Origin of the sequence: Roseomonas sp. KE2513 (assembly GCF_016107305.1) — a bacterium.
Classification (GTDB): Bacteria; Pseudomonadota; Alphaproteobacteria; order Acetobacterales; family Acetobacteraceae; genus Roseomonas.
Genome location: NZ_RCVR01000024.1, coordinates 38,505 through 57,402, shown reverse-complemented (window position 1 = coordinate 57,402; position 18,898 = coordinate 38,505). Strand labels below are relative to the sequence as shown.

General features: G+C 68.0%; 20 protein-coding genes. 12 read left to right on the top strand and 8 right to left on the bottom strand.

Annotation, left to right across the window (positions count from 1 at the left end; all coding sequences use genetic code 11):
- Position 1: 1 nt before the first annotated feature.
- The gene (locus tag D9599_RS20885; protein ID WP_232480731.1) at positions 2–817 is read right to left on the bottom strand and encodes an ABC transporter ATP-binding protein; all 816 of its coding nucleotides are present in this window, start codon (positions 815–817) and stop codon (positions 2–4) included.
- A 155-nt stretch (positions 818–972) separates the two neighbouring features.
- Between D9599_RS20885 and D9599_RS20880 the strand changes: the two genes are divergently transcribed.
- From D9599_RS20880 to D9599_RS20850, 7 genes are all read left to right on the top strand, one after another.
- Positions 973–1,683: a GntR family transcriptional regulator gene (locus D9599_RS20880; protein WP_198383229.1), complete on the top strand. Its 711-nt coding sequence runs from the start codon at positions 973–975 to the stop codon at positions 1,681–1,683.
- Between the two features lie 53 nt (positions 1,684–1,736).
- A complete protein-coding gene (locus D9599_RS20875; RefSeq protein ID WP_198383228.1) occupies positions 1,737–2,519 on the top strand; it encodes an SDR family oxidoreductase in 783 nt (260 codons plus the stop codon).
- A 1-nt stretch (position 2,520) separates the two neighbouring features.
- Complete coding sequence (locus tag D9599_RS20870) at positions 2,521–3,666, top strand: pyridoxal phosphate-dependent aminotransferase (RefSeq protein ID WP_198383227.1); 1,146 nt, start codon at positions 2,521–2,523, stop codon at positions 3,664–3,666.
- 10 nt (positions 3,667–3,676) lie between these two features.
- Positions 3,677–4,558: an alpha/beta fold hydrolase gene (locus tag D9599_RS20865; protein WP_198383226.1), complete on the top strand. Its 882-nt coding sequence runs from the start codon at positions 3,677–3,679 to the stop codon at positions 4,556–4,558.
- Positions 4,555–5,787 carry a Zn-dependent hydrolase gene (locus D9599_RS20860; protein WP_309228675.1) on the top strand — a complete coding sequence of 411 codons (1,233 nt, stop codon included), beginning with the start codon at positions 4,555–4,557 and terminating at the stop codon, positions 5,785–5,787. The genes D9599_RS20865 and D9599_RS20860 overlap by 4 nt, the downstream gene beginning before the upstream one ends.
- On the top strand, positions 5,784–6,689 hold the full coding sequence (locus tag D9599_RS20855) for a cupin domain-containing protein (protein WP_198383225.1): 906 nt from the start codon (positions 5,784–5,786) through the stop codon (positions 6,687–6,689). The genes D9599_RS20860 and D9599_RS20855 overlap by 4 nt, the downstream gene beginning before the upstream one ends.
- Positions 6,690–7,091: 402 nt before the next feature.
- Entirely contained in the window at positions 7,092–7,391 is a 300-nt protein-coding gene (locus D9599_RS20850; protein ID WP_198383224.1) for an antibiotic biosynthesis monooxygenase, read from the top strand.
- Positions 7,392–7,489: 98 nt separating this feature from the next.
- On the opposite strand, the gene D9599_RS20845 is transcribed toward D9599_RS20850, so the two are convergent.
- The 3 genes from D9599_RS20845 to D9599_RS20835 all read right to left on the bottom strand — a co-directional run bounded on the left by D9599_RS20845 (position 7,490) and on the right by D9599_RS20835 (position 10,161).
- Positions 7,490–8,263, bottom strand: coding sequence for an SDR family NAD(P)-dependent oxidoreductase (locus tag D9599_RS20845; protein ID WP_198383223.1), 774 nt, complete (start codon positions 8,261–8,263; stop codon positions 7,490–7,492).
- Between the two features lie 109 nt (positions 8,264–8,372).
- Complete coding sequence (locus tag D9599_RS20840; protein ID WP_198383222.1) at positions 8,373–9,275, bottom strand: hypothetical protein; 903 nt, start codon at positions 9,273–9,275, stop codon at positions 8,373–8,375.
- Positions 9,276–9,360: 85 nt separating this feature from the next.
- Entirely contained in the window at positions 9,361–10,161 is an 801-nt protein-coding gene (locus D9599_RS20835; protein WP_198383221.1) for an IclR family transcriptional regulator, read from the bottom strand.
- A gap of 131 nt (positions 10,162–10,292) precedes the next feature.
- On the opposite strand from D9599_RS20835, the gene D9599_RS20830 reads away from it, so the two are divergent.
- Genes D9599_RS20830 through D9599_RS20815 form a run of 4 tightly spaced genes read left to right on the top strand, consistent with a single transcriptional unit; the run spans position 10,293 to position 14,136 of the window.
- Positions 10,293–11,102, top strand: coding sequence for an HpcH/HpaI aldolase/citrate lyase family protein (locus D9599_RS20830; protein WP_198383220.1), 810 nt, complete (start codon positions 10,293–10,295; stop codon positions 11,100–11,102).
- 23 nt (positions 11,103–11,125) lie between these two features.
- Positions 11,126–12,073, top strand: a complete 948-nt coding sequence (locus tag D9599_RS20825; RefSeq protein ID WP_198383219.1) for a DUF6282 family protein — start codon at positions 11,126–11,128, stop codon at positions 12,071–12,073.
- Between the two features lie 43 nt (positions 12,074–12,116).
- Entirely contained in the window at positions 12,117–13,097 is a 981-nt protein-coding gene (locus tag D9599_RS20820) for a tripartite tricarboxylate transporter substrate binding protein (protein WP_198383218.1), read from the top strand.
- Positions 13,098–13,107: 10 nt separating this feature from the next.
- On the top strand, positions 13,108–14,136 hold the full coding sequence (locus D9599_RS20815; RefSeq protein WP_309228674.1) for an NAD(P)H-quinone oxidoreductase: 1,029 nt from the start codon (positions 13,108–13,110) through the stop codon (positions 14,134–14,136).
- Between the two features lie 72 nt (positions 14,137–14,208).
- Here the strand turns inward: D9599_RS20815 and D9599_RS20810 are convergent, their stop codons facing one another.
- Positions 14,209–14,679 (bottom strand): RidA family protein, encoded by a 471-nt coding sequence (locus D9599_RS20810; RefSeq protein ID WP_198383217.1) that lies wholly within the window; start codon positions 14,677–14,679, stop codon positions 14,209–14,211.
- A 200-nt stretch (positions 14,680–14,879) separates the two neighbouring features.
- Positions 14,880–15,128, bottom strand: coding sequence for a hypothetical protein (locus tag D9599_RS20805; protein WP_198383216.1), 249 nt, complete (start codon positions 15,126–15,128; stop codon positions 14,880–14,882).
- 238 nt (positions 15,129–15,366) lie between these two features.
- Between D9599_RS20805 and D9599_RS20800 the strand changes: the two genes are divergently transcribed.
- On the top strand, positions 15,367–16,722 hold the full coding sequence (locus D9599_RS20800; RefSeq protein ID WP_198383215.1) for an amidase: 1,356 nt from the start codon (positions 15,367–15,369) through the stop codon (positions 16,720–16,722).
- Between the two features lie 105 nt (positions 16,723–16,827).
- Here D9599_RS20800 and D9599_RS20795 read toward each other — a convergent pair whose 3' ends face one another.
- Positions 16,828–17,811 (bottom strand): glycosyltransferase family 2 protein, encoded by a 984-nt coding sequence (locus D9599_RS20795; protein ID WP_198383214.1) that lies wholly within the window; start codon positions 17,809–17,811, stop codon positions 16,828–16,830.
- Entirely contained in the window at positions 17,811–18,896 is a 1,086-nt protein-coding gene (locus D9599_RS20790; protein ID WP_198383213.1) for a glycosyltransferase, read from the bottom strand. Before D9599_RS20790 ends, D9599_RS20795 begins: the two co-directional genes overlap by 1 nt.
- Between the last annotated feature and the right edge of the window lie 2 nt (positions 18,897–18,898).

Sequence of the window (18,898 nt, the reverse complement as noted above, 5' to 3'; positions counted from 1 at the left end):
CTCACGCCGCCCTCATGCCGGTGGCCATGAAGGACTTCATGCTCTCCTCCTCAATAGCCGCCAGGATCTCCCGCTTGATCGCGATGAACTCGGGCGAGGTGACCAGTTCCGCCGATCGTGGCCGAGGCAGATCAACTGGCCTGGCCAACTTCACGGAACCCGGCCGCGCCGTCATGACGAGCACCCTGTCACCGAGGAAAATGGCCTCGTCCACGTCATGAGTGATGAAGAGGACCGTCCGGCGGTGCCGCTCCCATACGTCGAGGAGCCACCGCTGCATCATGCTCCGCGTCAGCGCGTCCAGTGCACCGAAGGGCTCATCAAGAAGCATCAGTTCCCGTTCGAACATGAAGGTGCGCATCAGCGCCACGCGCTGGCGCATGCCGCCGGAGAGCTGGTGGGGGTACTGCGCCTCGAAGCCGGCGAGGCCAAATTCGGGCAGCATCTGCAGCGCCCTCGCGCGCGCGGTCTTGCGGTCGGCACCCTCGATCTCGTTGGCGATGATTGCGTTGTCGATCACATTCCGCCAGGGCAGCAGCAGGTCGCGCTGTGGCATGAAGGAGACCCGGCCCAGCAACTCGTGCGCGTGGCAACTACGTCCTTTGAAGCGCAGCACGCCGTCCTGGTCGGGCTCGTCCAGGCCGGCCACCATGTTGAAGAGGGTGCTCTTACCGCAGCCGCTCGGCCCGACGACGGTGACGAACTCGCCGGCGGGCACGCTCATCGACAGCCCGCGCACTGCCTGGACCGCCCCGAAGGTCTTGTCGATCCCGCGCAGCTCCAGCAGCGGAGCGGTCTCATTGGGGGTGTCAGCCAAGCGTTCCGGTTCCTTGTAAGGCGGCCAGGATCGTCGAGGCTCAGCAACCCTCGTGCCAGGAGCACCGATTCCTGGCAGATAAGGAATACGGCACCCCGGAGAAGTACAGCACGGGACCTGCCCTTAGAATACAAACTCGGGGAGTTTGCACACAAATGAGCGAAACCGAGGCACATCTGCAAGCAAATGCCTCAGGAACAGAGCAGCGACCACTTCTGGCCGCCGAGGGCGAGACCCTGGCCAGCGCCCTGCGCCGCCGGCTAGAGGCGGAGATCGCCGAGGGGCGCCTCGATCCGGGCAGCCGGTTGGATGAGCAGGACATCGCCCAACGCTTCGGCATCTCGCGCACCCCGGTCCGGGAGGCCTTCCGCCTGCTTGCCTCCGACCGGCTGGTCGAGCTGCGCGGCAGGCAGGGCGCGCTGGTCCGTCGGATCGGCGTCCATACACTGGTGGAGATGTTCCAGGTAATGGGGGAGCTGGAGGGCCTGTGCGCCCGCCTCGCCGCCCGGCGGGCTTCGGCCCGCCAGCTGGAACGGCTTGCCGCCATCCATCTCCGCCTCGAGGCCGCCGCCGAGGCCGGGCCTGACGGCTTCTACGACGTGAACCAGGAGTTCCACGAAGCGATCTACGAGGCCGCCTGCAACGTCTTTCTGGCCGAAGAAACACGTAAGCTTCGCAACCGCGTGGCCACCTATCGCCGCCGCGTCACCCGCATGCCCGACCGCATACGGGACACGATACGGGAGCACGCGGAGATCATGGAGGCCATCACCACCCGCAACCCGGAGCGCGCCCACGCCGCGATGCGCGCGCATCTCAACCTGCTCGGCGACAACCTCCTGGACTTCATCGCTGCCTTCGAGTGACGCTCTGGTATGCAAATTGCTCCTAGTTGCATACTTAATTCGGGATCCAGAACTTGAAGCTCGACCTGACCGGCAAGACTGCCCTTATCACCGGCGCCTCTAAAGGCATCGGCCTCGCCTGCGCTGAGGTTCTTGCGGAAGAGGGTTGCCATCTTCACCTCGCCGCCCGGAATGGCGCCGCCATGGAAGAGGCTGCGGCACGCCTCCGGGCCGATTATGGGGTGGAGGTCATCGTCCACGCCGCCGACCTCGGCAGCACACCGGCCATGGAAGCGCTGGCAGAGGCCGTCGGCGAAATCGACATCCTCGTGAACAATGCCGGCGATATCCCCTCTGGCACCCTCGCCTCCGTGACGGATGAAGCGATCCGCAAAGGCTTCGACCTGAAGGTCTTCGGCTACATCACCCTTACGCGCATCTATTACCCTCGCATGAAAGCGAAGAGGGGCGGCGTGGTGATCAACGTCATCGGCAACTCCGGGGAAAACTGGGACGCCGCCTATTTTGCCGGTTCCACCGGAAACGCCGCCCTCATGTCCTTCTCCAAGGCGATCGGCGGCCGCAGCTTGGACGATGGCATTCGCATCATCGGCATCAATCCCGGCCCCGTCGCCACTGACCGCATGCTGAAGATTATGCGCACCAAAGCCGTGGACATGCTGGGCGATGCTGCGCGTTGGGAGGAGCTTTTCGACAAGTATCCCGGCAAGCGCCCGGCCACCGCGCGCGAATGCGCCGATCTCGTCGCCTTCATGGCCTCCCCGCGCGCGGGCTATATCACTGGCACCGTCGTCACGATCGACGGCGGCATCGCGGCCCGCGGCTCGGTGATCTGACATGCAGCCCGATGCCGCGGAGCGGACGCTGCTTCGCAACCGCTATTTCGACGAGCTGACCGCCACCCCCGACCTGGCCTGGATGGGCCAGAACACGAACCACATTCCCGCCCATCCCGCCGTGCGTGCCGCGATGATCGACGCGGTTGAGCGCGGTGAGTTCAACGCCTATGCCCCGCCGCTAGGATTCGAGGCCCTGCGCACCGCTATCCTCGCCGATCTCGGCGTTGAGGGGGCGGAGGCGCTGGTGACGGAGGGCGGCGTGAACGCCCTTGCCCTTGTCTGCCGCGCGCGGTGCAAGCCCGGCACTCGCTTCGTCACCACCGACCCGAGCTGGAAATGGCCGCTGATGTTCGCCCGCCAGGCTGGGGCGGAGGTGGTGGAAATCCCGATCTACGATCCAGCCGTGAACTACAAGCTGACGCCCGAGGCATTGGCGGCCGCTGTGGACGACCGCACCACCGTCATCTACCTCGTCGATCCGAACAATCCGCTGGGTATCCGCTACACCGCCGATGAGATCGCCGCCTTCGCCCGCATCGCTCGGGGTTGCGGCGCCTTGCTGGTGCATGACTGCACCTATCGCGACTTCGCGGAGGGCCACCATCCCGCCCTGCTTGAGGCACCGGAGCACGCGGTAGTCTCCCTCTCCTTCTCGAAGTGGCTTGGCCTAGCCGGGATGCGCATCGGCGCGCTCGTCACGCCCCGCGCCCTCTTCGGCGAGTTCGCGGCCCAGGCGACCAGCGTTCTCGGCGCCAGCGTCATCGCCCAGCGCGCCGCCCTCGCCGGCCTCTCAGTGAAGCGGGAATGGATGGCCGAGGTCCGCCGGATCGACGGCGCCAACAAGGCCATGATCCGGGATGCGGCGGCCGCCGCTGGCCTCACCTGCCCCGTTTGGCCCAGCCACGGCAACTTTCTCGTGCTCGAGACCGGCGCCGCCGGCCTGCGCCCGGAGGCGCTGGTGGAGGCCGCCCGCCGGCGCGGCATCATGATCCGCCAGGGCACCTACCACACGGAGCGCTTCGGCGACCGCTTCATCAAGGTCAGCACCTCGGTCCCGACCAAATGGGCCGAGCGCCTACGAGACGCCTTTCCCGCCGTCGTGGCGGAGGCGCGCATGCTCAACGACGTCGCGCCGCAATTCTGAGGGGGCCATTATGCCGCGCATCACGACAAGGGACGGCATCGCTCTGCACGTGGAGGAGGTGGGCGATGGCACGCCCATCCTCTTCATCCACGAGTTCGGCGGCAACCACGAGAGCTGGGAGCCGCAGCTCCGCTTCTTTTCCCGGCGCTATCGCTGCATCACCTATGCCGCCCGTGGCTACCCGCCCTCCGACGTGCCGAAGGATCTGGAACGCTATGGCCAGGCCATCGCCGCCGACGACGCGGTGGCCGTGCTCGACGCCCTCGGGATCGATAGGGCCCATGTCGTCGGCCTCTCCATGGGCGGCTTCTGCGCCGTTCACTTCGGCCTTCGCACACCCGAGCGCGCCCTCTCGCTGACCATCGCCGGTGCGGGCTACGGCTGCGAGAAGGATTTCGAGGAGTATTTCCGCGGCGTTTCCCGCGAAGTGGCGGACAAGTTCGAGCAACTCGGCTCAGCGGCCTTCGCGCCCATCTATGGCTCCGGCGCATCCCGCGTGCAGTTCCAGAACAAGGACCCGTTGGGCTGGCAGGAATTTGTGGAGCGCCTTGCCACGCATGACAGCCTCGGCGCCGCCATGACCATGCGCGGTGTCCAGGCGCGCCGTCCCTCCTTCTGGGACCTTGAGGAAGAGCTGAAGAGGATGACCGTCCCGAGCCTCGTCATCGTCGGTGATGAGGACGACCATTGCCTCCAGCCGGGCCTCTACCTCAAGCGGACCCTCCCCGCCTGCGGCCTGTCGATCATCCCCAAGACTGGCCACACGCTGAACCTCGAAGAACCCGCCGCCTTCAACGCCCTGCTAGCCGAGTTCTTCGCACAGGTGGAGCACGGCGCCTGGAAGCTGCGCGACCCCCGCGCGCTTCCGGGCGAGGTGATGAAGACGACGTGACCCCCCGCACGAAGGCGGATCGGCTCTGGGGTCGCCTCATGGCGCTGGCCGAGATCGGCGCCCTCCCCGGTGGCGGCGTGAACCGCCAGGCCCTCTCCCCCGGCGAGATCGAGGCCTGGCGCCTGCTCATCGGCTGGGCTGCGGAGGCGGGCATGGAACCCTCCACCGATCCCGCGGGCAACCTGTTCCTCACCCTTCCCGGCCGCGACCGTGCCCTGCCGCCCTTGCTGATGGGCAGTCATATCGATACCCAGCCAACGGGCGGGAAGTTCGACGGCGCCTTCGGCGTTCTTGCCGCCCTTGAGGCCGCGCAGTCCCTCGGCATCACGCCCGCGCGGGATGTCACGGTCGTTGCCTGGATGAACGAGGAGGGCAGCCGCTTCGCACCGGGCATGATGGGTTCAGAAGCCTTCGCCGCCGTCCGCCCGCTCGCCGAAATCCTCGCCGCCCGGGACGCGAATGGCACCAGCGTGGCCGAGGCGCTCTCCACCCTGCACGCTGCCTTCCCGGAACTGCCCTGCCGCCGCCTCGGCTTCCCAATCGCCTGGTACCTTGAGCCTCATATCGAGCAGGGTCCGCTTCTCGAACAGCATGGCGCCCCTATCGGTATCGTTACGGGCATACAGGGCAAGAAGACCTGGGAGATGGTGGTGCGTGGCGAAGAGGGCCATGCCGGCACTCTCGACATGGCCGATCGCCAGGACGCGCTGGCTGCCTTCGCCCGAATAGCTGACGCCATGTTCCGCGAGGTCGGCACCATCGATCCCATCATCAAGTTCACCATCGGCATGGTGCGGCTGGAGCCCAACGCCCCCTCCGTCGTGCCCGCGCGCCTGACGTTCCGGATCGACCTGAGACACCCCGACAACGCCGTGCTGCACGCTGCCGGCGAGCGACTGGAGGGGCTGGCCGCCTCGCACGCGCCGCCCTGCACGATCAAGGTGAAGCGCCTCGTCGATGCTCCCTCTAACGGGTTTGATGCCGATCTCCGCGCCCGCATCGCACGCGCCGCCGAAGGGCTGGGTGAAGCCGCCATGCCTATTCTTTCGGCCGCCGGACACGACGCCCGGCACATGGCGCCGCTCTGCCGCACGGCTATGATCTTCATCCCCTGCCGTGACGGCGTAAGCCACGCGGAGCATGAATGGGCGGAGCCCGCCCATGTCGCCGCCGGCGCCGCCGTGCTGGCGGAGGTCGCGGCCGGCCTTGTCCTGGAGCCCGCATCATGACCGACATGGCCGACCTTCCCGTACAGCGGCCGGAGGCGCCGCGGAGCGCCGCCGCCGCCCGGGCACGCTTCTTCAACTTCGGCAACGCCTTCAACATTAAGCTGCCGCCCGTCCCGCCCTCCGGCTTCCCGGAGGTGCTGGCCGCAGCGGGCGCCCCCGAGGCTTCGACCGGCTTTTACGCCTGCGACCAGTCAGCGGCGCTGGGCTGCCCCTTCCCTGCCACCACGCCACTCATGCTGGCCCGCTACGCCCGCATCCGCGCCGGGGAGGCGCTGACAATTGAATTGTCCGCCACGGGTCTCATCATCCACGCGCTGCGCGGCTGCGGTGATACGGCGGATGTCGCCTGGAGCGCCGGCGACATCTTCCTCCTTCCCGGTGGTTCCCCCACTCGCCTCAAGGCCACCGAGGACACGCTCCTCTGGATCGTGACGGACGAGCCCCTCCCGGCCCTAGAAGGCGCGCGGCCAGCTCCTAGCCTTCTCGCACCGGTCCATTATCCTGCCGCCGAGATCGAGCGGCAGCTCGCCATCCTCGGCACCACGACGCAGAACGACGCGACCTCGGGCATGGCCGTCATCTTCTCGTCAGAGGGTCTGGAGGAGGCTCGGAACATCACGCCCCTGCTAACTCTGTCGCTTAACACCCTACCGCCCCATGGCACGCAACGAGCTCACCGGCACAACTCCGCCGCCATCACTCTCGTGTTGCAGGGCGAAGTGTGCCATTCCGCAATCGCGGGCCGCCGCGTGCCATGGCAGCCCGGCACCACCCTCGTCACCCCGCCGGGAGACCCGCATTCTCACCACAATCGTGGGGCCGTGCAGGCGCGCTTCCTCATCGTGCAGGATGGAGGGCTTCACTACCATGCCCGCACCATGGGCTTCGCCTTTCTCGAGTAGCGGAGGTCATGCGCCGCAGCCGGGTGCTGATGTAGGAGAAGTTCGAGGTGCTCGAATTCTGCTGCGCCGCTGCCGTCTGCTATCTCATGCTGACTGTCCTGGAATCTCGTCTAGGTTCGGTTTGGAACGCCATCACGGCCGCGGCCACGCCGATTCCGGCCAACAGGCAGCGCCGATCCAGGCCCGCGCTGCGAAGGGGGTCTAATTCCGCTGCGGCGGGGCCGCAGAGGCCGGCGCCACGCTGATCCGTGGCTGCTTTCCCCGCGACAGACAGCCGCGGTCACTTCGGAGCGGAAGGAACGACTGGCCTCTGGACCTACGCACAGGCGGCCGCCATCCATATCCTCAATGGACGGGCGAGACCTGCCCGCCTCATACAGAGCAGAAGGATTGAACGGCAGCATGTTCCTTGAGATCGCCCAGATCGAAGTGAAGCCCGGAAGCGAGGCCACGTTCCAAGAGGGGGTGGCGAAGGCCGCGCCACTCTTCCAGCGGGCCAAGGGGTGCCGCGGCATGGAGCTGCAGCGGTCCGTCGAGTTCCCCTCGCGCTACCGCCTGATTGTCACCTGGGAGACAGTCGAGAACCATACCGTGGATTTCCGCGGCTCGGTGGATTTTCAGGAGTGGCGCCGCCTAGTGGGCGACTGCTTCGCCTCGCCGCCCGCCGTGGAGCACACGCATCAGGTACTGAAGGCTTTCTGAGAGGGCCTGTGACGCATGATCATCGTCCATCATGCGTCACCTTCTACGAGACTTGCGAGCACAGCGGACGGCGACTCAGCGCCGCGCTATTGGGGGGCTCAGAGATGCCGCCCGCTGTCCACCACGATGCTGCTGCCCGTGGTCAGGCGCAGATGGGTTACCGCAGCCATAACGGCCAAGGCCACGTCGTCCGGTTCGGCAACCGTTTTCAACGGCGTGGTCGCGGCCTGCTTCTCCACCCCTTCGCGCGTCCGGCCGGGCACGAAATCGGTCGCAACCGCCGCGGGCGAGACGCCGATGACTCGGATCTCCGGCCCCAGCACTCGCGCGAGCGAAAGTCCCATCGTGTCCAGCGCCGCCTTGGAGGCGCAGTAGGCAATGCTGCTGCCGAGCCCCGTACTGCCGGACAGCGAGGAGATGTTGACGACCACCCCGTCTCCCCCACGCCGAAGGAGAGGCGCGAAGGCGCGGATCGTGGCGAAGGGCCCGCGCACATTGGTGATCAGGATACGGTCGAAAGTGGCATCATCGAGCGCGTCGAGATCGGCGTGCAGCACGGCGCGGGTGACGCCGGCGGAGTTCACAAGGATATCCGCCCGCCCAAGTCGGCGCTCTACCTCGGCCGCGGCAGCGCCGATCGCGCCGCTGTCTTCCATGGGAATGCGCAGGGCAAGGTGACCTTCGCCGGGAAGCTCGGCGCGCAGTGCCTCGGCGCGTTCCGCTCCGGCGTTGAAGCCGAGGACGACCGTCGCACCGGCTGCCGCGAGGCGCCGCACCGCAGCCGCCCCGATCCCGCTGCTGCCACCTGTGACGACGGCCACGCGCCCCTCAAGCCGGTACTCCCCCTGCCCGCCCGCTCGCAACCCGTCCACCTGTCTCTCCTTTCTATCCCAGCCCTGGCTGGGGCCTCACCGTCACCGACGATCCACCGGCGCAGGAGACGCGGAGAACCCGCGTGCCCCGCCGCCGGCTAATGCGCCTTCAGATCGCAGTGGGGGCCGGATAATCCACCTCGTTCAGCACCCAGCCGGGCTTGGCCGAGAAGTCGTGGCGTGGCGGGCAGAAAATATCGATCATCTGCCCCGCTTCCTCGGCCCGCGAGGTGTGGATGGCCGGAGGCGGGATCACTGTCAGGGATGGCGCCTTGCAGAGGCGGTGCTCGTCCTCCCGCCAGGCGTTCATGTCCGTCGTCCAGGGCCAGCGGATATGGTGCGTATAGGAGCCATTCAGCACCAGCGATCCCTGCTCGAAGTCGTCGTGGTGATGCGGTGACAGCTTCGAGATGTCACGCGGCCCAGGCGCCGGCTCAAGGACGTTCACCATGAAGGTCGTGCAGCGCCAGATCCGCCCGAAGCGGCCGGCCTGCTTTGGCACGTCAAGGCTGTAGGCACGGATGCGGAAGCCGTCCGGCGGCGTTGGCCAGTTCTCCAGGGGCGGGATGTTGGGGCGCGCCTCCGCATAGGACCCCGCGTTGGGGCAGAGCGCGACAAGATCCGCGGAGCGGGTCGTGAACAGCCGCACCACCCGCCCTGAGGATTGAAGCGTGATCCGGCTCTCCCCCGGCGGGATGAAGGCTATGGAGTGGCCAGCAACGGTCTGCTGCTCACCGCCCGCCTCCACCTGCACGGAAGTGCCCGCGTCCGGGAGGAGCAGCACGTATTCGTCCGGCTGGGCCGCCCGGGACAGGACGGCTCCTGCTTCCGCCTCGGTATAGACCGTCAGGAAATTCTGGCCGCGCGTGTACCAGCTGCGCGCATCGGCGCCGCTTTCCTGCGGCGGCACCTCGTAGAAGAGGCCGTACTCCGCGGGGACGAAACGAGAGGGAGCCGGGCGCGTGGTTTGACTGGGCGCCAAATCGGCGCGCGGGTCCGAACGGTCATACATGCTGAGGCCTCCCCGAAGTTTGTCCCGATGAACGGAACACCATTCCGAACATCAGACCGAGGATTGTTCCGTACCGTCGGGGATGTCAATCCGCAGCAGCCGGGGACGCCTGCAGGCCGAGCAGCGATGAGACGCGTCGGGCCGCCTCGACCACGGCACGAATCTGGCCGGGTGAAGGCTCAGCCTCGATGAACTGGATGGACCCAACGATCGCAATCGTTCCGGCCAGAGCCCCCGATCCGTCAAAGATCGGCGCGGCAAGGGCGTTCACGCCGAGCACGCTCTCGCCTGGCGACACGGCCCATCCGCGCCGCCGCACCCGCTCCAGTTCCGCCCGCAGCGCGGCCGGGCTCGCGATGGTGTGGGCGGTCCGGATCTCGAACCGCGAGAGGAGCACCCTTTCCCGCTGTTCCGGCTCGGCATAGGCCAGCGTGATCTTTCCCTGCGCGGTGCAGTGGGACGCGAGCTGAGAGCCGGGTTTCACCACGATTTCGATCGCCTCCCGGCTCGGCAGCGTCGCGAGTACCTGTGCGCCCTCGGCCGCGGCACGGCTCACCACGACGGATTGCCCGAGCGCGTCCCGGAGGTCGCGCATTGCATCCCGGGCAATGGCCGCGAGATCGAAGGCCTCGGCCACGATCCTTCCGAGCGTCACCAAGCGGCTGCCGATGAGGTACTTCTCCGATCCCGCGGGTTGCGTGACATAGCCCTGCTCCAGCAGCGTGCGCAGGTGCCGGTGCACGCGGCTCTTGGAGGTCTGCATCGCGCGGGAGAGGTCCGTTACCCCAACCCCGCCCGGCTGCCGCGCCAGGAACTCGAGAATGTCGAGGGCCATGGACACGGCCTGCAGCCCCTCCCCTCGTGTCGGTCCTGCGATCCTGGGCATTGGCCCTCCTCCGACCCTACCTTGACACGCAAGGACGGGCGATCATACGTTCTGTTCAACGGCCGTTTGTCCCGCTTACCAGAACAGCAGGACGGCATCAAGGCCATGCCCTGATCGTCCAGGAACCCGCCATGACCCCACCCTCATCGGTCGGCAGCCAAAGCACCGGCTTCCGCGAAAGGCTTCTGCGGGGCGAGCGCCTCGTCGGCACCTTCCTAAAGACCCCCACCCTCCACGCGGCCGAAATCCTCGGGGGTGTCGGGCTCGACTTTGTCGTCGTGGACGAGGAGCACTCGCCCTTCGACCGGCAGGCCACCGACGCGGCCCTCTTCGCCGCCCGCGCCACCGGCATGGCCGGGCTGGTCCGCGTGCCGAGCGCCGCGCCCTACCACCTCCTCTCTGTGCTCGATTGCGGGGCAACGGGCGTGCTGGTTCCGCACGTCGCCAGCGCTGCGATGGCCCGCCAGGCGGCGGCCGCCTGCCGCTACCGCGGAGGCCGGCGCGGGTGGTCCGGCTCCGTGCGCGCGCACGGCTATGGCGGCGGAAAGATGTGGGAGGCGATCGACCGGGCCGATACAACAACCACCGTTATCGCGCAGATCGAGGACGCGGAGGCGCTGGACGAGATCGACGCCATCGCGGCCACGGAGGGGATCGACGCGCTCTTCATCGGGCGCGGCGACCTGACGGCCTCGATGGGCGCGCCCACGAACGACGCGCCGGCAATCCGCGATGCGGTGGATCGCATTGCGGAGGCGGCACACCGCGCGGGCAAGCCCGTCGCCGTCTTCGTCAGCGGGATGAAGGAGGCGGAGTGGCTCGCCGGAATCGGCGCCACGGCCTTCGTCTACTCCTCCGACCAGGGATTCATGAAGCAGGCTGCCGCGCGCGCCCTCTCCGACCTCCGCGCGCTCGGCGTGCCCCAGGCCGCCACGGCCTGAGGCAGGAAAGAGGAACCCAGGCCATGACCGTACAGAACATCGCCCCCGACGCGATCGGCGCCGCCGAGGTGGACGCGCTGATGCAGGGCGCCATCGACCTGCACTGCCACAGCGGCCCCTCCGTGATGGCGCGCGCCCTGAACCACGAGGAGGCGCTTGCCCAGGCAGCCGCGGCGGGCATGCGCGCCGTGCTCTTCAAGGACCATTACTACCCCACCGGCCCCTTCGTGGATGTGCTGAAGGAGGCGGGCAAGGCAACCGTCGCCGAGCCGATCGGCAGCATCGTGCTGAACAACTCCGTCGGCGGCATCAATCCCTTCGCGGTGGAGCCCGCGCTGAAGACCGGGGCGAAGGTGGTGTGGATGCCCACCGTCTCGGCGGCCAACCACATCCGCGAGGGGCATCGCAAGTCGCTCCTGCCGACCAAGGGCAAGATGCTGAAGCAGGTGGCGCTCTCCGCCGTCGACGAGCGCGGCGACCTGCTGGACAACGTGAAGCAGGTGCTCGACCTTATCGCGGAGCACGACGCCGTCCTCTCCTGCGGCCACCTGCACATCAGCGAGTGCTGGCCGCTATTCGAGGAGGCGAAGCGGCGCGGCGTGACGCGCCTGCTCTGCAACCACCCGAGCTACACCGTCGGCGCCAGCCTCTCCGACATAAAGGAACTCGCCTCCATGGGCGTGTGGCTCGAGCACTCGATTTGCATGTTCATCCCCAACCGCCTGAAGTGCTACGAGGGCGACTTCCTCAAGGCTATGATCGACGCAGCGGGCGTGGGCCGCACCTTCTTCGGCTCGGATATGGGGCAGACGAACGTGCCCATGCCCGTCGAGGGCTTCCGCGGGATCATTCGTCTCCTCCTTTCTCTCGGATATGGGCCGGAGGAGGTCCGCCGCATGGTCTCAACCAATGCCGCCCAGCTTGCCGGCATCGGCGCGAACGAGAGCGCTGCCAAGGCCAAGGTTGCCTGAAAGACAAAGGCGAAGAGGCGTCAGGGAAACAGGATCAATGACCATGCTCACGAGGCGCCGTGCGCTCCTCGCGCTTTCTGGTGCGGCACTCGCCGCGCCGATGCACCGCGCGGCCGCGCAGCCCGCGTGGCCCGCGCGTGCCGTCACGGTAATCGTGCCTTTCTCAGCCGGCGGCTCCGCGGATGTCGTGGCACGCGCCCTTTCCAAGCACCTGACAGGCGAGTTCGGGCAGGCCTTCGTGGTGGACAACCGCGCTGGCGCGGCGGGGAACATCGGCGCCCAAAGCCTCGTGAATGCCGCCCCGGACGGCTACACACTGATGATGACCACCAGCGGCCCGGGCGCTACGAACAAGCTTCTCTACAAGCAGATACCTTACGATCCGGAGAAGGACCTGTCGCCCATCGGCCTCATCGCCGACACGCCGCTCGTGATCGCGGCGACGCCGAAGCAGCCCTTCTCCACGCTGCCCGAGCTCATCGCCTATGCGAAGGCCAACCCCGACGCGCTGAACTTCGGCACGCCGGGCAACGGCACAATGGGTCACATGGCCGCGGTGCAGCTTATGTTCCAGCAGGGCATCCGGTTGAACCACGTGCCCTATCGCGGCACCGGTCCGCTGACCAACGACCTGCTGGCCGGCACGCTGGACCTCGCCTTTGATTTCGTGCCCACCTACCTCGCGCAGTTCGACAGTGGCGCGCTTCGCGGCATTGCCGTCACCTCCCCCGAGCGCCTGGCCAGCGCCCCACAGCTGCGGACGACAACGGAGCAGGGACTGCCGGGCTACACACCTAAGGCCTGGTTCGGGTTGGTTGGGCCTGCCCGCATGCCGCGCCCGGTCATTGACCGCCTGAACGCCTCCATCAACACCTATGTCCGCAGCCAGGAGGGAAGCACGCTTCTCGCCAGCCTCGGCGCCCCTGTGCGCGGTGGTACGCCCGAGGAGTTCGCGCGCACCATCCGGGAGGAAGTCGCTCGCTGGCGCCCTATAGTCGAGGAGGCGAGCATCCGTCTCGACTAGGATCACTCCCGTGAAGGTCATTGAATACCGCGGCGCCGGCGGAACCGAGGTGCTCGCCCTGGCCGAGCGCCCGCTCCCCGTACCTGGCCCTGGCGAAGTGCTTGTGTGCGTGGCCGCGGCCGGGCTCAACCGCCCTGACGTGCAACAGCGCCGTGGTCTCTACCCGCCGCCACCAGGTGCCTCCGACATCCCAGGGCTGGATCTGTCCGGCATCGTGGAAAGTGCGGCACCCGACGTGGCCTGGCCACGCATCGGCGACGCCGTCTGCGCCATCGTCACCGGCGCGGCGCACGCGGAATACTGCGCGGTGCCGGCAGCACAATGCCTGCCCGTCCCGCGCGGCCTCAGCTTCGTCGAGGCGGCCTCCCTGCCCGAGGTGTTCTTCACGGCCTGGAACAACATCATCTGGCTCGGCCGCCTCGGTGACGGCGAAACGCTCCTTGTGCAGGGCGGAACCAGCGGCGTCGGCCTGGCGGCCATCCAGATCGCGAAGCGGCTCCGCGGCGCAAGGGTGATCGCGACGGCCGGAACGCCGGAGAAGCGCCGCGTCTGCCTTGAGACCGGCGCCGACGCCGCAATCGACTACCGCGACCCGCACTGGCCAGCCCTTGTACGGGACGCGTCGCCGGAAGCGGGAGTGGACGTCATCCTCGACGCCCAGGCGGGCGACTATACCAGACCGCAGATGGAGTTGCTGGCGCCGGACGGCCGCCTCGTCCTCATCGCCAGCCATCGGGGCACCGAGGCGGTGGTGGACCTGCGCGCGGTCGTACGCCGCCGCCTGACACTGACAGGCTCGACTCTCCGGCCGCGGCCACCGGCCTACAAGGGCCGGCTGGGACGGGAGTTGCGGGAGCAGGTCTGGCCGCTGCTCGAGAACGGCCAGATCACCACCCGCATCTTCGCCGCGCTGCCCCTTGAGCGCGCGGCGGAGGCCCACGCCCTTCTCGATGCGAACGAGCAGATCGGGAAAGTGGTGCTCGTGCTAGATACGGCCCTCGCCAATTCACGGCCCTCCGGCAGATTCGCCGCCGGCTGATCGGCCCGGCCCGTCACAGCATCGCGGGCACATCACCGATAGCGAGCCGAAACTGTGCCATCTCCCGCCCGCCTATGGGGCAACGGCCGCCACCACGTCCACTTCCATCAGCATGCCCGGCCACGCCAGTGCCTGCACGACCAGAAAGGTGTGCGGGGTGGCCGGAGCACCATTCATCGCGTTGCGACGGCACTCGCCGATCGTTTGCTGGAAGCGTGCATCGGTCACGTAAGTCGTGGCCTTCACAATGTCGGAGACCGAGGCGCCCTGTTGCGCGAGCATTCGGCCTACCTTTTCCCAGGCGTATCGGCACTGTGCTGCAACATCTCCAGGAAAGAGGATGGCGCCCGTCTTCTCGTCTTCGGATCCCTGTCCCGACAGGTAGATGAAGCGTGCCGGGGTACGCACTGTAACCGCGTCGGCGAAGCGGCCGCTATTCCAGTTCCCGTTGTCGATCGTGCGCTTTTCGAAGGCCGTCTGGGCGACGGCGGCGGTGGCCAGCAGCAGGGCGCCGGCAGCAACAGCGATGATGGAACGGCGCAAGGTCGGATCCTCCGGCACCAGGGCTCAGCGAGCTATTTCGCGCCGTGGCGGCGCTGCAATCCGTGCAACCGTTGTGCCAACAACCACGATGATCGTTGCTCTCGTAGAGCAAGGTGCGCGGAAGTGCGGCACTGCCGCATACCGCCCGAAAGAAGGGCAGGATGGGTGTTTTCGAAGCCGCCCAGCCCCTAGCGGTTCAGCTAAGGCAGCCCATAGACGCGGGCCTCACCGACGGAGGCACCGCAGATCTCCAGCCCAAGGATGATGTTGTCGTGCACCGTGCGCCAGGGCAGCACCAGGTGCTGCTGCGGCATGGAGCCGGCACGGCCGATGGTGCCCGTCACATCCTGCTTGTCGACCGCCACGACGCCGTAGCTCCGGGTCAGCGGGTTCGCCACCGCGTTGAAGATCGAGCTCTTGCCGCAGATGGACGGCCTGATCAGGCTCACGAGTCAGTCCTCGCTGAGGCCCAACAAGTCTGCGCCGTGGCTCGGCCGCTGGGTTGCAATGCGCGCCGTCCGTTTTACCACAAACGCTCGTTCTGCCGCGACGCCCGCCTGCTGCGCCAAGCCAAGGGAACGGCGGTTGCTCCCCGTCCTCCTTGCCTTATCCTCACGGGCGGGAGGTCCCGGTGCATCGCGATCGCGGAGGCATCGAACCGGTCTGCCTTCCTCAAGGAGTGCAAGCATGGACAGCATCCCCTCGGCGACACCGCGGCGGCGTCCCTTCCTGTCGCGCAGCAAAGGCTTCTCCGCCAGCGCCGACACTCCGCGCGCCTTCCTCGAGGAGTGCCTGGAGGAGCTGGAGCGCTGGGAACCTCGCATCGGCGCCTTCACTGTCGTCGACGTGGAGGGCGCGCGCCGCCAGGCAGACGCCGCGACAATCCGCTGGCGCGACAACCGCCCGCTCTCCAGGATCGACGGCATGCCCGTCGGCGTGAAGGACATCCTTGAGACGGACGACATGGTCACGGGGATGGGCTCCCCACTCTACGACGGCTACCAGCCCCGCTTCAGCGGCGCCGGCGCCTGGGCCCTGCGTGCCTCAGGCGCCGTGATCCTCGGCAAGACCGTCACCACGGAATTCGCCGGCAGCGAGCCTAGTGGCACGCGCAATCCCTGGGACCTGAGCCGCACCCCGGGCGGCAGCAGCAGTGGCTCCGCCGCCGCGGTGGCCGCGGGGATCGTGGCGGGGGCGCTCGGCACCCAGGTGGTCGGCTCCATCATCCGCCCGGCCGGCTTCTGCGGCACCTACGGCTTCAAGCCCACGGTCGGTGGCCTAAACCGCGGCGGCAGCCTCGACATGCTCAGCCAGAGCTGCACGGGAACCATCGCCGCCAGCCTGGAGGATGCCTGGGTGCTCGCCCGCGCCATGGCAGAGCGCGTGGGCGGCGATCCCGGCTATGCCGGCCTGGGCGGTCCGCTCTCGCCACCCGATGCGCAGCGCCCATCGCGCCTTGCCCTGCTGCGCACCGCCGGCTGGTCCATCCTGGAACCCTCCGCGCGTCAGGCCCTGGAGGCAGCCCTCGACCGCCTGCGCGCGGCCAATATCGACATCCTGGAACCCGAGACCTGCCCAGAACTCGCCGCGGTGGAGGCTGCGACGGCCGAAGCCCGGGACATCACGCTCGGGATCAATGCCTGGGAGTGGCGCTGGCCCATCGGCGCCTTCCTCGACCGCGATCCGGAAGGGCTCAGCGCCTCGGTGCACGAGCGCGCGGAACTCGGCCGCAAGATGACGCGCGACGACTACGCCACCCTCCTCGCCCGCCGCTCCGCCGCACGCGCCGACTACGCCGCCCTGGCCGCTCGCTGCGACGCGGTGGTGAGCGTCACGGCTCCCGGCGTCGCGCCGGTCGGGTTGGGCTCCACCGGGAACCCTATATTCGTGGTGCCTGGCTCGATGCTCGGCGTGCCCGTGGTCACCCTGCCCGTCCTCCAGGCAGAGGAGCTGCCTCTCGGCCTGCAGATCCTCGGTTTCGTGGATCAGGACCCGACGCTCTTTGCCTACGCCTCCTGGATCGAGGGCCGTTGCAAAGAATGAGGTGGCAGCCTCACCCGGCAAGGGGAACCTGCGTCGAGCACGGCGGCGCGCAGCGCAGGAGGACCGGCCAGGAGGCCGCCCTCATCTGCGGCGCCACACGCGCCGCTAAGGGCTGGTAAGCACCACCTGCTCCCGCTTGCTGTACCGCCGCGCCCCTTTCGCCAGCGCGTCGTCGTGGCGTCCCCGCGGCAGCAGGGCGAGGAAGCGCCCGAGGTCGCCCAGCTCGCGCGGGTCGAGAAGGAGCGCCCGCAACGCGAAGCCAAGCGCACTACCCCGCCGCCCGTTGAGCAGGTTGTTCACCGCCAAATCCTTGTAGATATCGTAGAGCGCCCAGCGATACTCGCGCCGGAAGGGTCGCAATTCCCGGTCTCGGTACCCCGCGCGCGGACCGGTGGCGAAGCGGTCGGTCAGCCGCGCGGGCGAGTACATCATGCTCTCATGCTCGCGCCGACAGAGATAGGACAGGCCCGGCGCCCGGTCGGCCCCGGCGAGAAGGGAGAGCTTGGCCAGGAACAGCAGGTCCTCGCCAAACTGCACGGCCGGGTCGAAGCGGCGCTCCCCTATCAAGGATCGCTCAATGAGACAGGTGCCGAGATGCAGGCCGTCGAGGATGATGCATCGCGTCAGCGCAGGGCTGGAACTCGGCGGCCCAGCGGCCTCGCCCGCCTCGAAGCAGGGCACGGCGGGCTTCACGGGATCCTGATGGTCTCCCCTGAAATTAGCAAAGTCGCCGATGACCCAGCGCGTGACCGGCCGCTCAGCCTGCAGGGCGGCGGCGCGGGCGAGTTTGTCGGCGGGCCAGAGGTCGTCGGCATCGAGGAAGCCGATCCAGTCACCCGTCGCGCGATCGAGCGCGAGGTTGCGCGCCGCCGCCGGGCCCGCATTCACCGCCGCCCGCAACACAATCACCCGCCCGTCCTCCCGCGCCAGGGCATCCAGCACGGCGAGGGTTCCGGGTGCCGTGGAGGCATCGTCCGCGAGGATCACCTCATGAACCTCGGCGCCCTCCTGCCGCAGCGCCGATTCCACGGCCGCCCGAAGTTCCTCCGGCCGCGTGTTGAACACGGGGCAGACAGCGCTGACTCGCATCAGGCCGCCTGGCGCGAGGCGGAGGGCATGGCAGCGACCAGGATGCCCCGCAGCTTCGCAGCGATCGTTTCCGGCTGAATCTCCGGCCTCCGCGAATAGGCCCGAGCCGCATCCGCCGCGGCTGCATAGGCCACCCGGTCGTCCCAGAGGCGCGAGAGGGCCGCCGCCCAGTCCTCCGCCGGCGCGTCGGCGGGAAGCACCACGCCACCAGGCCCGATCGCCTCGGGCAACCCCCCGCGGTTGCTGCCCAGCACCGGAATGCCATTCACATGCGCCTCCGTCGCGACGCGCCCCCAGGCTTCCTCCCATTGCGATGGCGCGAGAAGAATCTTCGCCCCCGCGTAGATGGGGCGCATGTCCTGCGTCGGCGGATGCAGCGTGATGTTCCCGGCGGCTGCCGCCCTCTCCCGCAGCCGCGCCAGGGCCTCGGGCCGGTGCGTCCAGCTCAGCACGAAGGTAAAAGGAATGTCGGGCCGCTCGGCTGCTACGGAGAAGGCCACTTCCACGCCCTTGCGCTCCGTCGTGTTGACGTAGACCACGCGCTCCGGCCGCATCGCTGTTCGGTAATTGCCCGGGATGATCAGCGGCAGGATCACCTCCGATTGGAGGCCACAGGCCTCTGCCAGCCGCTTCGCGGTGAAGGCCGAGTTTGCGAGCACCGGGATGCTAGAACCTCGCAGGAAGCGCAGGTGCTCGACCTCCTCCACCTCGTGGAAGTACGCGACCATCGGAACGCCGGTGGGGGTGAGCGCGCGTATCAGCGGTTCCGGATGCGTCGACTGCACCACGATCACATCGGGCCTGAAGCGCCCCACCACCTCCCCGATGCGTGACTGGTCCCAGCCGCGGAAGACCGGATAACCAAGGCTTCGATCCCGGCTGTACTCGCGCCCGGGTGCCAGTTTCCGCCGCAGCCGGCTCGACCAGGCTAAAAGAGAGCCGTCCATCCGCAGGTCGCAGGAGACCGCCGGCACGTCGCCTGCAGCCTGAAAGGCGAGGCACAGCTCATGCGTGTTCCGTTCACCTCCACCGTTGCCCTGTGGCACGTGGAGATAATCGGTGGCGAAGAGGACACGGAGGGTCATGG

Bases quoted from the DNA above. Each gene is read 5' to 3' on its own strand.
- D9599_RS20835 (WP_198383221.1), bottom strand. From the start codon at position 10,161: ATGCCCAGGATCGCAGGACCGACACGAGGGGAGGGGCTGCAGGCCGTG.
- D9599_RS20795 (WP_198383214.1), bottom strand. From the start codon at position 17,811: ATGCGAGTCAGCGCTGTCTGCCCCGTGTTCAACACGCGGCCGGAGGAA.
- D9599_RS20790 (WP_198383213.1), bottom strand. From the start codon at position 18,896: ATGACCCTCCGTGTCCTCTTCGCCACCGATTATCTCCACGTGCCACAG.
- D9599_RS20830 (WP_198383220.1), top strand. From the start codon at position 10,293: ATGACCCCACCCTCATCGGTCGGCAGCCAAAGCACCGGCTTCCGCGAA.
- D9599_RS20825 (WP_198383219.1), top strand. From the start codon at position 11,126: ATGACCGTACAGAACATCGCCCCCGACGCGATCGGCGCCGCCGAGGTG.
- D9599_RS20800 (WP_198383215.1), top strand. From the start codon at position 15,367: ATGGACAGCATCCCCTCGGCGACACCGCGGCGGCGTCCCTTCCTGTCG.
- D9599_RS20855 (WP_198383225.1), top strand. From the start codon at position 5,784: ATGACCGACATGGCCGACCTTCCCGTACAGCGGCCGGAGGCGCCGCGG.
- D9599_RS20870 (WP_198383227.1), top strand. From the start codon at position 2,521: ATGCAGCCCGATGCCGCGGAGCGGACGCTGCTTCGCAACCGCTATTTC.
- D9599_RS20840 (WP_198383222.1), bottom strand. From the start codon at position 9,275: ATGTATGACCGTTCGGACCCGCGCGCCGATTTGGCGCCCAGTCAAACC.
- D9599_RS20820 (WP_198383218.1), top strand. From the start codon at position 12,117: ATGCTCACGAGGCGCCGTGCGCTCCTCGCGCTTTCTGGTGCGGCACTC.
- D9599_RS20880 (WP_198383229.1), top strand. From the start codon at position 973: ATGAGCGAAACCGAGGCACATCTGCAAGCAAATGCCTCAGGAACAGAG.
- D9599_RS20850 (WP_198383224.1), top strand. From the start codon at position 7,092: ATGTTCCTTGAGATCGCCCAGATCGAAGTGAAGCCCGGAAGCGAGGCC.
- D9599_RS20865 (WP_198383226.1), top strand. From the start codon at position 3,677: ATGCCGCGCATCACGACAAGGGACGGCATCGCTCTGCACGTGGAGGAG.